The 13890-nt window shown below is 72.9% G+C and carries 13 protein-coding genes; 5 read left to right on the forward strand and 8 right to left on the reverse strand.

Going from position 1 to position 13890, the window contains the following annotated elements; genetic code table 11:
- Positions 1-23 precede the first annotated feature (23 nt).
- A complete protein-coding gene (locus tag EV372_RS05025) occupies positions 24-1028 on the reverse strand; it encodes a stage II sporulation protein M (RefSeq protein ID WP_130395051.1) in 1005 nt (334 codons plus the stop codon).
- A gap of 162 nt (positions 1029-1190) precedes the next feature.
- On the opposite strand from EV372_RS05025, the gene EV372_RS05030 reads away from it, so the two are divergent.
- Complete coding sequence (locus EV372_RS05030; RefSeq protein WP_130395052.1) at positions 1191-2048, forward strand: RDD family protein; 858 nt, start codon at positions 1191-1193, stop codon at positions 2046-2048.
- Between the two features lie 102 nt (positions 2049-2150).
- Here the strand turns inward: EV372_RS05030 and ahcY (EV372_RS05035) are convergent, their stop codons facing one another.
- Entirely contained in the window at positions 2151-3413 is a 1263-nt protein-coding gene (ahcY, locus tag EV372_RS05035; protein ID WP_130395053.1) for an adenosylhomocysteinase, read from the reverse strand.
- A gap of 190 nt (positions 3414-3603) precedes the next feature.
- Positions 3604-5040 carry an adenosylhomocysteinase gene (ahcY, locus tag EV372_RS05040; protein ID WP_130395054.1) on the reverse strand — a complete coding sequence of 479 codons (1437 nt, stop codon included), beginning with the start codon at positions 5038-5040 and terminating at the stop codon, positions 3604-3606.
- Positions 5041-5168: 128 nt separating this feature from the next.
- On the opposite strand from ahcY (EV372_RS05040), the gene EV372_RS05045 reads away from it, so the two are divergent.
- The gene (locus EV372_RS05045; RefSeq protein WP_130395055.1) at positions 5169-5579 is read left to right on the forward strand and encodes a MerR family transcriptional regulator; all 411 of its coding nucleotides are present in this window, start codon (positions 5169-5171) and stop codon (positions 5577-5579) included.
- Between the two features lie 95 nt (positions 5580-5674).
- Complete coding sequence (locus EV372_RS05050; protein WP_165435963.1) at positions 5675-6820, forward strand: hypothetical protein; 1146 nt, start codon at positions 5675-5677, stop codon at positions 6818-6820.
- Between the two features lie 27 nt (positions 6821-6847).
- On the opposite strand, the gene EV372_RS05055 is transcribed toward EV372_RS05050, so the two are convergent.
- The 4 genes from EV372_RS05055 to EV372_RS05070 form a co-directional block, all read right to left on the reverse strand.
- Entirely contained in the window at positions 6848-8215 is a 1368-nt protein-coding gene (locus tag EV372_RS05055) for a serine/threonine-protein kinase (RefSeq protein WP_130395056.1), read from the reverse strand.
- Positions 8216-8357: 142 nt separating this feature from the next.
- A complete protein-coding gene (locus EV372_RS05060) occupies positions 8358-8534 on the reverse strand; it encodes a Trm112 family protein (protein ID WP_013154764.1) in 177 nt (58 codons plus the stop codon).
- A gap of 49 nt (positions 8535-8583) precedes the next feature.
- On the reverse strand, positions 8584-9945 hold the full coding sequence (locus EV372_RS05065) for a phosphomannomutase/phosphoglucomutase (protein ID WP_130395057.1): 1362 nt from the start codon (positions 9943-9945) through the stop codon (positions 8584-8586).
- A gap of 151 nt (positions 9946-10096) precedes the next feature.
- Entirely contained in the window at positions 10097-10498 is a 402-nt protein-coding gene (locus EV372_RS05070) for a DUF3499 domain-containing protein (RefSeq protein WP_026338144.1), read from the reverse strand.
- 272 nt (positions 10499-10770) lie between these two features.
- On the opposite strand from EV372_RS05070, the gene EV372_RS05075 reads away from it, so the two are divergent.
- Both EV372_RS05075 and EV372_RS05080 read left to right on the forward strand, forming a co-directional pair.
- Positions 10771-11166, forward strand: a complete 396-nt coding sequence (locus tag EV372_RS05075; protein WP_013154767.1) for a metallopeptidase family protein — start codon at positions 10771-10773, stop codon at positions 11164-11166.
- Between the two features lie 194 nt (positions 11167-11360).
- Positions 11361-12241 (forward strand): IS5 family transposase gene (locus EV372_RS05080; RefSeq protein WP_486483996.1). Its coding sequence is split into 2 segments (ribosomal slippage): positions 11361-11732 and positions 11735-12241, totalling 879 coding nucleotides; the frame shifts between segments, so codons are not numbered across the junction.
- A gap of 15 nt (positions 12242-12256) precedes the next feature.
- On the opposite strand, the gene EV372_RS05085 is transcribed toward EV372_RS05080, so the two are convergent.
- Positions 12257-13867 carry a DUF5719 family protein gene (locus tag EV372_RS05085; protein WP_130395058.1) on the reverse strand — a complete coding sequence of 537 codons (1611 nt, stop codon included), beginning with the start codon at positions 13865-13867 and terminating at the stop codon, positions 12257-12259.
- Between the last annotated feature and the right edge of the window lie 23 nt (positions 13868-13890).

A 13890-nucleotide genomic window follows, 5' to 3' on the forward strand; every position in this document is an offset into this window, starting at 1 on the left:
CGCGGCGAACCGTTCCGGGGGCCTCAGGCCACCGGGACGGCGGCGGGGGCGTTCTCCAGGTCTCCTGTCTCGCCCTCCTGGTAGGCCTTCCTGCCCACCGTGAACACGTAGACCAGGAACAGCACCTCCGCCAGCACGCCGATGCCCAGCGCCACCGGGATCGGGATGACCCCGGCCGCGGCGTTGCCGGTCACCACGCCCTCGATGAGCCCGGAGACGAGCAGCACCACCACCAGCCCCAGGGCCACCGCGATGGCGGCGCGCCCCTCCTCGCCCAGGGCGCGCATGCGGGTGCGGTCGCCGGGCGCGATGATCGTCCACCCCAGCTTGAGGCCCACTCCACCCGCGACGAAGACGGCGGTCAGCTCCAGCAGCCCGTGCGGCAGGAGCAGCCCGAAGAACACGTCGCCCTGGCCGTGGGCGAGCATGATCCCGGCGGCGACGCCCACGTTCACCGCGTTCATCAGCAGCACCGCCAGGGTCGGCAGCCCCAGGGCCACACCGAAGATGATGGCCTGCGCCGACACCCACGCGTTGTTGGTCCACACCTGGGCGGCGAACGAGCCCCGGGGGTTCTCCATGTAGTAGTTCGCGAAGTCGTGGTCGACGTACTGGGCCATGAAGTCCGGCGTGCCCAGGGCGTGCAGCACGTCGGGCTCGGACACGATCCACAGGGCGGTGACCGCCGCGATCGCGACCATGCCCGCGCTGGTGCCGATCCACCACCACCGCAGCCGGTACAGCACCGCCGGGAAGACGCGGGTGAAGAACCCGCCGACGTCGCGCCACGCGGAGGCGTGCGCGCCGGTCACCGCCGAGCGGGCCCGGGCCACCAGCGCGGACAGCCTGCCCACCAGCGCCGGGTCCTGCCCGGAGGAGCGCACCACCGACAGGTGGGTGGACACCCGCTGGTAGAGCTCGACGAGTTCGTCGATCTCCTCACCGTCCAGCGAGCGGCGCCTGCGCACCAGTCGGTCCAGCCGTTCCCACTCCGGGGCGTGCGCCGCGGCGAACACGTCGATATCCACGCAGGGAACCCTATCCGTTCCGCGCGCGGTCCGGCTCTGGCGCCGGTCGGCGAGGTCCCGTCGACCCGTCCGTCCGGATGCGCTCCCGACTCCGCTGCGAACAGCCGTCCCGTGTGCCGGGTAGTGTCGGGAGGACGGTTTCAGACAGTCCCGAGGGAGCGAGTGCTGGTGTCCTATCCCGGCAACGGCGACGCCCGCGCCGACGTGTACGGCGTGACACCCCTGGTCACGGGTGACGCCGTGGTCCTGGACCTGCGTCCGGCCGGTTTCGCCACCAGGGCCGCGGCTCTGGCCATCGACGCCCTGGTCCAGGTCATCGCCCTGATCGCGCTGAGCGTCCTGGTCACCTGGATCGGCAGGGGCCTGGACCCCGCGATCACCGCGGCCGTGTCGCTGTCGAGCGTGATCCTGATCCTGGTCGGCTACCCGGCCGTCTTCGAGACCGTGAGCCGGGGGCGCTCCCTGGGCAAGATGGCCCTGGGCCTGCGCGTGGTCGGCACCGACGGCTCCCCCGAGCGGTTCCGCCAGGCGCTGGGCCGGGCGCTGGCCGCGTTCGTGGAGATCTGGCTGACGAGCGGCGTGGTCGCGCTGATCACGTCGATGATCAACCGCGACGGCCGCCGCGTGGGCGACTTCGTGGCCGGGACGATGGTGGTGGAGGAGCGCGGCGGCAGGCCGCGCGAGGAGGTCGTCCCGATGCCCCCGCACCTGGCGGCCTGGGCGGCCAACACCGAGCTGTCGCGGCTGTCCCCGGAGACCGCGGCGGCGGCGCGCCAGTACGTGCTCCGGTACGGGGAGCTGGCCGAGCACACCCGCCACGAGATGGGCGTCCGGCTGGCCGACGCGGTGGCCGCGCAGATCAGCCCGCCCCCGCCGCCGGGGACCACACCGCCCTACTTCCTGGCCGCGGTGCTCGCCGAGCGTCGGCGCCGCCACGAGATGGCCGCCCAGCGCGCCCAGCCCGGACACCCGCGGGGCGGCCCCCAGCAGCAGTGGTACGGCCCGCACTCCTCCCGGTGAACCCGGACACGCAAAGACCCGATCCGATCCCCGTTCCGGCGACGGTCGCCGCGACCGCGCTGAGCGCCGCCCGAGGCGACCGGTCGGGCGCGGGAGCGCCCGTCAGGCGTGCCAGGAGCGCAGGTAGGCCTCCTGCCCGGGGGTGAGCGCGTCGATGCGCACCCCCAGCGCGGCCAGTTCGAGCCGGGCCACCTCGGTGTCGGTCTCGGCTGGCACCTCCACCACGCCCGGCTCCAGGCCTGAGGCGTTGCGGGCCAGCCAGGCCGTGGTCAGGGCCTGCACCGCGAAGGACAGGTCCATCACGGCGGCCGGGTGCCCCTCGGCGGCGCCGAGGTTGACCAGGCGCCCCTCGGACAGCAGGAGCAGGCGGCGCCCGTCGGCCAGCACGTACTCGTCGGCCTGCTCGCGCACGCCCCGGTTGACCTCCACGGCCCGGCTCTCCAGGGCGTTCAGGTCGATCTCCAGGTCGAAGTGGCCGGAGTTGGCCAGGATCGCGCCGTCCTTCATCAGGTCCAGGTGCTCGGCGCGGACGACGTCGCGGTTGCCGGTGACGGTGACGAACACGTCCCCGGCGGGGGCCGCCTCCTCCATGGTGGTGACGGTGTAGCCCTGCATGACCGCGTCCAGGGCCTTGACCGGGTCGACCTCGGTGACGACCACGCGGGCGCCCATGCCGCGGGCGCGCTCGGCCAGGCCCCGCCCGCAGTAGCCGAACCCCGCGACGACCACCGTGCGCCCGGCGAGCAGCGCGTTGGTGGCCCGCAGGATGCCGTCGATGGTGGACTGGCCGGTGCCGTACCGGTTGTCGAACATGCGCTTGGTGGCGGTGTCGTTGACCGCGACCATGGGCAGCCGCAGTTCGCCCTCGGCGCTCATCCGGCGCAGCCGGATCACGCCGGTGGTGGTCTGCTCGCAGCCGCCCAGCACGCCGTCGAGGAGGTCGGGGCGGGCCAGGTGGGCCGTGTTGACCAGGTCGCACCCGTCGTCGAGCAGCAGGTGCGGCCGCGACTCCAGGACCGTGACCAGGTTCCGGTCATAGGCCGCCGGGTCCATTCCGGCCCAGGCGTGGACCGAGACCCCGTACTCGGTGACCAGGGCGGCGGCGGTGTCGTCCTGGGTGGACAGCGGGTTGGACGCCGCCAGCCACACGTTCGCCCCTCCCGCGCGCAGGGCCCGCAGCAGGTTGGCGGTCTCGGCGGTCACGTGCAGGCACGCGGCCACGCGCAGGCCGTCCAGGGGGCGTTCGGCGGCGAAGCGCTCGCGCACGCTGCGCAGCACGGGCATGGAGCGCTCCGCCCAGTCCACGCGGCGGACCCCGGCCCCGGAGAGGCCGAGATCCGCCACCTGGTGGGAGGGGGGTGTCATGTGCTGTCGGGCTCCTGCTCTCTCGGTCGGTTCGACCCCTGGGGGTCGTGTTCGGGCGCCCACGGGGTTCTGGAGGATTCGTAGGTGGGACTGCGAGGAACGAGCCGTCACACCGGAGAATCCGAGGGTTCCCGTGTTCGAGGCGCCCGAACACTGGGCGAAGCGGAGCGGAGCCCCAGGGAAGCGCCGCCTAGTAGCGGTAGTGGTCGGGCTTGTAGGGGCCCGAGACGTCCACGCCGATGTAGGCGGCCTGCTCCTTGGTGAGCTGGGTCAGCTTGACGCCGAGCGCGTCCAGGTGCAGCCGGGCGACCTTCTCGTCGAGGATCTTGGGCAGCGTGTACACGTCGGTCGGGTACTCGTCGGGCTTGGTGAACAGCTCGATCTGCGCGATGACCTGGTTGGTGAAGCTGTTGGACATCACGAAGCTGGGGTGGCCGGTGGCGTTGCCCAGGTTGAGCAGGCGGCCCTCGGAGAGCACCAGGACGGACTTGCCGTCGGAGAAGGTCCACTCGTGGACCTGCGGCTTGATCTCCTTCTTGACCACGCCGGGGACCCTGGCCAGGCCCGCCATGTCGATCTCGTTGTCGAAGTGGCCGACGTTGCCGACGATCGCCTGGTGCTTCATCCGGGTGATCTGGTCGGCCATGATCACGTTGAAGTTGCCGGTGGTGGTGATGAAGATGTCACCGGTCTCCAGCACGTCCTCCAGAAGCGTGACCTGGTAGCCGTCCATGGCCGCCTGGAGGGCGTTGATCGGGTCGATCTCGGTGACGACCACGCGGGCGCCCTGGCCGCGCAGGGCCTCGGCCGCGCCCTTGCCGACGTCGCCGTAACCGCACACCACGGCGACCTTGCCGCCGATGAGCACGTCGGTGGCGCGCATGATGCCGTCCGGCAGCGAGTGGCGGATGCCGTACTTGTTGTCGAACTTGCTCTTGGTGACCGAGTCGTTGACGTTGATCGCGGGGAAGGCCAGGGTGCCCTCACGGCGCATCTCGTACAGGCGCAGGACACCGGTGGTGGTCTCCTCGGTGACGCCCTGGATCCGCTCGGCGATCCGGGTCCACTTGGTGTTGTCGCGCTCCAGGCTGGCGCTGAGCAGGCGCAGCACGACGCCCATCTCCTCGCTGTCGGCGCTGTCGGGGTCGGGGACCGCGCCCGCCTTCTCGTACTCGGCGCCCTTGTGGACGAGCATGGTGGCGTCGCCGCCGTCGTCCAGGATCATGTTGGGGCCCTCGGCGCCCGGCCAGGTCAGCGCCTGCTCGGTGCACCACCAGTACTCCTCCAGGGTCTCGCCCTTCCAGGCGAAGACCGGCACACCCTTGGGGTCCTCGGCGGTGCCGTCGGGGCCGACGACGACCGCGGCGGCGGCGTGGTCCTGGGTGGAGAAGATGTTGCAGCTGACCCAGCGCACCTCGGCGCCCAGGGCGACCAGGGTCTCGATGAGGACCGCGGTCTGGACGGTCATGTGCAGCGAGCCCATGATGCGCGCGCCCTGGAGGGGCTTGCTGTCCCCGTACTCGGCGCGGGTGGCCATGAGGCCGGGCATCTCGTGCTCGGCGAGCCGGATCTCGTCGCGTCCGAAGGCGGCCAGGGAGAGATCGGCGACCTTGAAGTCGAAAGCCATGCGTTCCTCACTCGTGATGGTCGTGGCTCACCCGATTCTAGGGCCGCGACCGGGATCACCGTGCGAAATTGACATTTCACCGTCAGGTTCGCGCTCCTTTGCGGGGAGGGTCCGTTAGGGTCGCGTGCATGGCCGCCCTCGACGACGACCCGACCCCCTCCGGCCTCCGGACGCGCGGCCCCGTGCCGATCTCCGCGGCCGCCGACCGTGTGGGCACCACCGCGCGGATGCTGCGCTACCGCGAGGGCCTGGGCCTGCTGCCCCGCACCCAGGAGCAGCCCACCGGGCGCGGGCACCGGCACCGCCGGTTCACGGAGGAGGACCTGCGCACGATCGCGGTGGGCCTGGAGCTGGAGCGCGAGTTCGACATCCCGCCCGCCGCGCTGGCCTTCGCCCTGCGGGTGCTGGCCGAGCCCGAGGTGCTGGCGCGGGTGCGCTCGCACGGGGAGCGTCTGGGCAGGCTCGCCGCGGCGCCCGCCCGCGCGCTGGACTTCGAGAAGCAGAAGGCGATGCGGCTGCTGCACGGCCGCCGCCCCTGAACACTCCCGGTTTACGCTCCGACGCGTCCGGTAGCGGCCACAGGTCGGGGCCCGAGACAGGTTTTGGCCAACTGCCCACTGGCTACGGAAGACACGTGGATACCCTACGTTGCGGTGCGGACCTGGACCGGATTCCGGCCCTGGTGCGCGAGGACCTCATGGACGTCGACCGGCTGCGGGCCATCTGGGCCCAGCACCGGCAGAGCCAGCCCCGGCAGGCCAGGGACGCGGCGCGGCGCGAGCTGACCGGCCGCCGGGTGCGGGCGCTGGGCGGCGGGCCCGCCCTGGAGGAGCTGGTGGTCTCCGCCGCGGCGGACGGGGCCTCCGGGCGTCAGTTCACCGCAGCGTTCGTCCTGGAGCTGGCCGAGCGCGCCAGGAACCTGCCCGAGGACTGCCCCGCGCGCTCTCCCCAGCGCCCCGTGGACTCCGAGCAGGCGCTGCGGCTGGCGCGGGCCGCCTCGGTGCCCGCCCATCCGGTGGTGCGCGCCGCCCAGACCTACGCCGAGGCCGTGGCGGTGCTGGCCGAGCTGGACCCCGAGCGCCCCGGGGGCACGCACGCGTGGGCGCTGCCGTGGCTGCTGGCGTCCCTGGTGCTGCGGCGGGCGGACTTCCCGCCGCTGCTGCCCGACCCCCTGGCGCCGCCGTGGAGCGGGCGCGACGCCGACGAGCGCCTGGCCGGGATGGTCCGCCACTTCGCGCGCCTGGTGACCGGCACGCTGCTCGACGAGCTGAGCTGGACCCCCGAGCACGTCCCCGAACCCCGCTCCCCCGTGTCGCCGCTGGCGGCGGTGACGCGCCGCCGCGTCCTGGACTACGTGCGCTCGCGCCGGAGCTCGCTGGCCATGATCCTGCGGGCGCTGGACCCCGCGGCGCGCACGTCGGTGTACTCGGGCGGTTCGGACGACGCCGAGCCCGGGACCGCCTCGGAGGTGGTGGTCCGCAACCTGCTCACGCCGGGGGCCGCGCACTGGTGGACGGCGCTGGAGCTGACGGTGGGCGGGGCGTCCCTGGCGCTGTTCGTGGTGGTCCAGGAGGTGGGCCGCCCCCGGACGGGGGTGCTCGCGGTCACCGCGGACGCGCGCCTGACCACCCCGGAGGGGACGCGCGACGCGCTGGGCATGTCCGGCGCCGACGGCGTGACCGTGATGCCCACGGACTGTGTGGACGACCGCTGGCCCCAGGTGCGCGACCTCGTGGACGAGGCCGTGTCACGAGCCATGAACGAGCTCACCCGGGTCTGAGCGGTCAGCGCCGCTGGTGGCCGGGGGTCAGCCGCTGATGGCCAGCAGGAGCAGCACCAGCAGCAGGATCACGATGGTGATGAGCACCGCCGGGATCACCCAGCTCTGCTGGAGCACCGAGTTCTGCTCGACGGGGCGCGGCATGGGCTGCTGCGCGCCGGGGCGGGCGTAGGTCTGGTTGGGGTTCATGCCCGTGGCCATGGGGTTGGCGCCCGCGTGCGGGCCGTGGGGCATGCCGGGCGGCGGGGGCGGGTAGACGGGGGCGCCCGGGCGCGGGTTGGACGTGCCCGGGTGGCCGGGGATCCCGGGCCTGGGGTTGGAGGTGCCGGGGTGGACGAAGCCGTGGCGGGGGTCGGAGCCCATGGGGTGCCCCGGCATGCCCGGACGGGGGTTGGAGGCGCCGGGCTGCGCGTACCCCGCGGCGCCTGCCTGCGGACCGCTGTGCGGCTGCTGGGGGCCCGTGTGCGGCTGCTGCGGCCCGGTGTGCGGCCGGTAGGGCATCTGGGCGCCGGTGAACAGGCCGGTCTGGGCGATCTGCTCGCCCTGCTTGACGGCGTCGTCGGTGGAGGGGCCGGAGGCCTCGGGGCCCTCGTGGCCCAGCAGGCGCATGAGGAGGGTCTGGGCGTTGGGCCGGTTGTCCGGGTTCTTGTCCAGGCAGGACTCGACGATGGGGCGCAGGGCCTCGTCCATGCCGGTCAGGTCCGGGGGCGCGCTGACCACGCGGTGGACGACCGCCGGGACGGTGTCGGAGCCGAACGGCGCCCGCCCGGTGGAGGCGAAGGCGATGACACAGCCCCAGGCGAAGATGTCGCACTTGTCGGTGATGCCGCGGCCCTCGATCTGCTCGGGCGCCATGTAGGAGGGCGTGCCGACGATCGAGTTGGTCATGGTGGCGGTGCCGTCGTCGATCCGGGCGATGCCGAAGTCGATGACGCGGGGGCCGTCCGGGCCGATCAGCACGTTGCCGGGCTTGAAGTCGCGGTGGACGATGCCCGCCTTGTGGATGGCGACCAGGGCGGTGGCGGTGGTGATGGCGAGCCGCTGGAGGGTGGAGCCCTTCTGGGTGGCGCCCTTGGCGATGGTCTCCTGGAGGTCCTTGCCCGGCACGAACTCGCTGACCACGTAGGGCGGGTCTCCGTCGAGCCGGGCGTCGATGATCGCGGCGGTGCAGAAGGAGGCGACCTTCTGCGCCGCCCGGACCTCCTTCTCGAACCGCTTGCGCAGGTCGCTGTCGCGCGACCACTGGTCGTTGAGGACCTTGACCGCGTACTGCTCGCCGCCGGAGTCCTCGGCGAGGTAGACGATTCCCTGGCCGCCCTTGCCCAGCCGCCCTGTCACGCTGTACTCGCCGAACGAGGAGGGGTCGCTCGGCAGTAGCGGTTCGGGACCGGGCATCGGTGTCCTCCGGGAGATTAGGGGTGAGGGGGCGCGCAGCACCAGGGTACGGGTTGCGGGGAACGCGGTGGTGCGTCCCGTCGTGCCCCGTTACCCCGGCGCAACCGTTATGACTGCTGGAACGCCCGGGGCGTTCCCGGTCTCACCCGATTTTTCGCGCCTCGTCGACCAGCAGGACCGGGATGCCGTCCCGGATGGGGTAGGCCAGGCCGCTCTCGTCGCAGACCAGCTCGTCGGTCTCGGGGTCGTGGCGCAGCGGGGCCTGGCTCTGCGGGCAGGCCAGGATCTCCAGCAGCCAGCCGTCGATCTTCGTGCTCATGTCCTCGTTCCTCTGCAGTGGGGTGTCCCTCTGCCCCCATGATGCCTGGTCAGGCGCGGACGACGGCCAGGACCTCGTCGCGCAGACCGGCCATGGAGGCCTCGTCGGGGGCCTCGACGTTGAGCCGCAGCAGCGGTTCGGTGTTGGAGGCGCGCACGTTGAACCACGACCCGTCGGGGAGGGAGACGGTCAGGCCGTCGAGTTCGTCGACGGTGACGCCGTCCCGCCCGGCGAAGGCCTCGCGTACCGCGGCCATCCGCCCGGGGGCGTCGGCGACCTTGGAGTTGACCTCCCCGGACCCGGCGTAGCGCGAGTAGGCCTCGGCGATCCGGGAGAGGGGGCGGTCGTCGTTGCCCAGCACCCGCAGGACGTGCATCGCGGCGAGCATACCGGTGTCGGCGCGCCAGAAGTCGCGGAAGTAGTAGTGGGCGGAGTGCTCCCCGCCGAAGATCGCGCCCGTCTCGGCCATGGTGGCCTTGATGAAGGAGTGCCCGACCCGGGTGCGGACGGGCTTGCCGCCGTTCTCGCGGACGATCTCGGGCACGGCCCGGGAGGTGATGAGGTTGTGGATGATCGTGGCGCCCGGCTCGCGCTCCAGCTCCTGGGCGGCCACCAGGGCGGTGACGGCCGAGGGCGGAACGGCGTCGCCGTTCTCGTCCACGACGAAGCAGCGGTCGGCGTCGCCGTCGAAGGCCAGGCCGATGTCGGCGCCGCTCTCGCGGACCTTCGCCTGGAGGTCCACCAGGTTGTCGGGGTCCAGGGGGTTGGCCGGGTGGTTGGGGAAGGTGCCGTCCAGCTCGAAGTAGAGGGGGACGACCTCCAGCGGCAGGCCCTCCAGGACGGCGGGGACCGTGTGGCCGCCCATGCCGTTGCCCGCGTCCACCGCGACCCTGAGCGGGCGGATGCCCGAGAGGTCGACCAGTTCGCGCAGGTAGTCCGCGTACCCCGCCAGCAGGTCGCGGTGCGTGACCGTTCCCGCGGGGCCGTCGTGGGCGGGCGCTCCCCCCTCCAGGATCTCCTCGGCCAGGCGGCGGATCTCGTCCAGGCCCGTCTCGCCGCTGATGGGCGCGGCCCCGGCCCGGCACATCTTGATGCCGTTGTACTCGGCGGGGTTGTGGCTGGCGGTGAACATGGCGCCGGGCAGGTCCAGGTGGCCCGAGCCGTAGTAGAGCAGGTCGGTGGAGCCGAGCCCGGCGAAGACCACGTCCAGGCCCTGACCGGTGACGCCCTCGGCGAAGGCGGTGGCCAGCTCGGGCGAGGAGGGGCGCATGTCGTGGGAGACCACCACGGCCTCCCCGCCGACCACACGGGCGAAGGCCGCTCCGATCGCCCGCGCGATGTCGGCGTTGAAGGTGTCGGGGATCACGCCCCGCACGTCGTATGCCTTGAAGATGCTTGCGAGGTCAGCCACGTCTTCTCCGGCCAGGTCGGTCCTGCTTGGGTTCGGTCCCGCGCGGCCGGGCCGCGCGCGGTACAAAACTAGCAAGGCGTCCCCGCGAACCCCCGCACCGCCGCCGGTTCGTGCCCGGGCCGGCTCCCCGACGCGGTGGGGGCGGCGCCGTCTACCCGCCGGAGTGCCGGGGGGGCTGCTGTTCGCCGCGCCCCGGATCGGATCTGACCACGCGCAGGTGGCCCCGGCGCAGCGTCCCGGTCCCCTCGCCGATCTCGTCGGAGGGGTCCTTGCGGGCAGGCGGGCGGGCCGCCTCACGTACGGCGTCGGCGAGGGCCTCCAGGTCGTCGCTGCCCGGGCCGCCGCCCGTCGTCTCGACCGGGAGTCGGACGACCTCCCAGCCGCGCGGTGCCGTCAGCCGGTCGGCGTGCACGGCGCAGAGGTCGTAGCAGTGCGGTTCCACGTAGGCGGCGAGCGGGCCGAGGACGGCCGTCGAGTCCGCGTAGACGTACGTGAGCGTGAAGACGGCAGGCTGTCTGCAGGCGGTACGGGAGCAGCGTCGAACAGGGCTCACAGCGTTCGACTGTATGCCTTTACTGAGGGACACGCCAGCATCGTTCCATGAGCTGGCCCGTTCGCGCTCGTCCGCGGGCTCCGCGCGCCGCCCTCCGCCACTCTCCCCGGGGGTCGGCGCACCCCCTCCGATCCGTCCCCCGCCACCGTCCGGCGGCCCGCTCCTCGGGCGAGTGAGCGCTTTCGCCCCGGGAGGGACTACGCGCGGGGCCCGTGATGGCTTAGTCTCGAAGTGTGCGACGAGTGCGCCTTTCCAGTGGCCAACCAGACCGAGTGCGGCGCCGGGACCGCCGCGGCCGAGGCATCCGCGGTCCTCTCGTGCCCTCTGACCTGCCGGTTTTCCGTAGCCGGGCGCAGGCCTTCGACGACCTTGTCCTGGACGCCGTCGAACGCCTCGAACGCCTGTGGGCGCGGGAGCTGGCCAATGTCGACTTCCTCGTGGAGGACGTCCCCCCTGTCGAGCCCCGCGGCCCCCTGACCGAGGCGATCCCCTTCTCCCGTTTGGAGACCGATCCCTCCGGCCGGGCCAGGATCGTGGTGTACCGGCGTCCGGTGGAGATCCGGACGAAGGATCCGGAGGAGATGGCCCTCCTCGTCCACGAGACGGTCGTCGAGGAGGTCGCCAACCTGCTCGGCGTGGAACCGGAGTCGGTGGACCCCGAGGGCTGACCGGGCCGGTCCGGGTCCCGTCGGGGCCGCCCGGACGCGTCGGCCCCGGCCGGCGCGGCTAGGGGCTGTTTGGGAACCCTCGCGGGAGCGGGTGAAAGCACCAAAGCAGTAACAACGGGCATGTCGCCCAGCACACGAACGAAGCCTCCGGTAGACGGGTCAACGACCAAGAAGACAAGTCCGCCGGAGGCTTCGTGCCGACCCTACCCGGACCCGGGCGCGGTGACCTCACCGACGCCCAGTGGGCCCTACTCGAACCCCTGCTGCCCGCCTCCTCAACGGGCCGCCCGCCCCAACGCTGCAAGCGCACCCTGATCAACGGCATCCGCTGGCGGGTGCGGGTCGGCGCTCCCTGGCGCGATCTACCCGAACGCTACGGCCCCTGGCAGACGGTCTACGACCTGTTCCGCCGCTGGAGCCTGGACGGCACCTGGGCGCAGATCCTGGCCTCTTTGCAGTCGATCGCCGACGCGGCGGGCCTGATCACCTGGCAGGTCAACGTCGACTCCACCATCGTGCGCGCCCACCAGCACGCCGCCGGGGCCGCGAAAAAGGGGAGCAAGAAGATCACGGAACGGATGAGCCCGCCGACCACGCCCTGGGACGCTCACGCGGCGGGTGGACCACCAAAATCCATCTGGCCTGCGAACAGGCTCAAAAGCCCGTGTCCGTGGTGATCACCGCCGGTCAGCGTGGAGACGCTCCCCAGTTCGAGCCCGTCATGGGCCGTATCCGCGTCGTGGGGCGGGGGCGCAGTGGTCCGGCGCGCACCCGGCCGGTACGGGTGCGCGCCGATAAGGCCTACAGCTCGAAGAAGATCCGCTCCTACCTGCGCGCACGCAAGATCAAGGCGACGATCCCAGAGCCTGCCGACCGGGTTCGCAATCGCGAACGCAAGGGACGGCGCGGGGGACGTCCTCCCGCTTTCGACAAGGCCGACTATCGGGCCCGTCACGCGGTGGAGTGCGGGATCAACCGGCTCAAACGCAATCGGGCGGTGGCCACGCGCTATGACAAGCTCGCGCTTCGCTACGAGGCCACCGTCCAGATCGCGGTCATCAACGAATGGCTCTGACTTACCAAACAGGCCCTAGGGGACCACCCCCACCATGCTGTCGCGTACCACCGGGAGTTCGATCCGCACCGGCGCGGGCGTCACCGGCAGCACGCCCAGGCCGTCCCCGCCGCCGCGCAGCACGCGGGCGGCGTGGACGGGCTCGGAACCGTCCAGGACCTCCAGGCGGACCGCGTAGCCGTCCTCGGGCGCGGTGCCCGGAGGCGCCTGCCAGCCGTCGTCCCCGCCGAACACGGTGGTGGTCCCGGCGGTGACCCGCACGCGCACGGCGTCGCCCTGGGTGGCGTCGGCGCCGATGGGAGTGGCCATGAGCGTGGCGTCGCCCCCGACCGCGGTCAGGAGCAGCTCGGTGTCGGCGCCCTCGGGGACGTCGGGCAGGACCGCGGTGGTGTCCAGCGGGAAGCCGAGCGGCGGCACCGCGGAGGTGTAGGCCGCCTCGACCACCTCGACGTCGTCCCCCTCCCCGGTGACCGCCTCGGCGGCGACACCGGCGACCACGGGCGCGTCCGCCTCCACCACGACCGCGCCGGGCTCCCCGGCCAGGACGGCCTCCAGGCTGAGCCAGGCGGAGGCGGCCGGGGGCACGCTGAAGGTCAGCGGATCGTCGGCGGTGGCGCCCTGTGCTTCCCCGTCCTGTCCGCCCTCCTCCCGCGTCTCGTCCGTCTCCTCCTCCGGGGCCGGGGTGACGGTGTGCACGCGCACCTGGACGGGTTCGTCGCCCGGCGCGGCCACGTGCAGGCGGCGACGGCCGTCGCCGCCTGGAACCCCGGGGATCACGTGCTCCCGGGCGGGCGCGGCCGTGGGCGGGACCCAGTCGGCGGTGCCGGAGGAGTGCTCGGCGAGCAGGGAGGCCGCGACCCGTCCCGTGCTGGTGCGCACGTGGACTCCGACGGCGCTGGTGCCGCCGACCAGTTCGGTCAGGTCCAGCTCGGTCGCCGTCGCCGCGGGCAGGGCGATGCCCCTGCTCTCCTCGGAGGAGGAGGGGCCGCCCTCGGTGTAGACGTCCACGCTGACCGTGGCCCGGGAGTCCTCGGGGTTGGCCAGGTGCACGGTGAGCGCGTCGAGTCGCATGCCCTCGATGCCGTCGCCGCCGGGGAGGGCGAACCAGGTTCCGACGGAGGGTTCGAGGCAGCGGACCTCGGTGGCCGAGCCGTCGGAGAGGGTGGTCTGGGCGGTGTCGAGCCCGGAGGCCAGGGAGCCCTCGGCGCGCACGGCGGTGGGGGCGCCGGTTCCGGCGGTGTCGGTGTTCCACACGCGGCCGGGCTCGGTCAGCTCCTCGCCGACGGTGCCGCCCCGGGTACCGTCCGCGTCGCCGCCGTCCCCACCGGCCTCACCGTCCCCGGTGTCCTCGGCGTCCTCCCCGGGGGCCTCGGGAACCGACTCGGCCCACAGTTCGCCCTCGTCGTCACGGCTCACCCTCGGAGCGAACGCGGCCACGGAGCTGTCCCCCGACTCGTGCGGGGCGGGGCACACCCGCACCGCGTGGTCGGGCCGCACGGTCCCGGGGGCGGTGACGCCCAGCTCCGCGGTGATCGGCCCGGTCGCGAACGCGATCCCGAACAGCGCGGCCAGGGCCAGCGAGACCAGCCCGAACAGCGCGAACCGGTTCTCCACGATCAGGCGCACGGTCTGGTCCTCCCGCTCGGTAC

It is taken from the genome of Nocardiopsis sp. CNZ308, assembly GCF_004217075.1.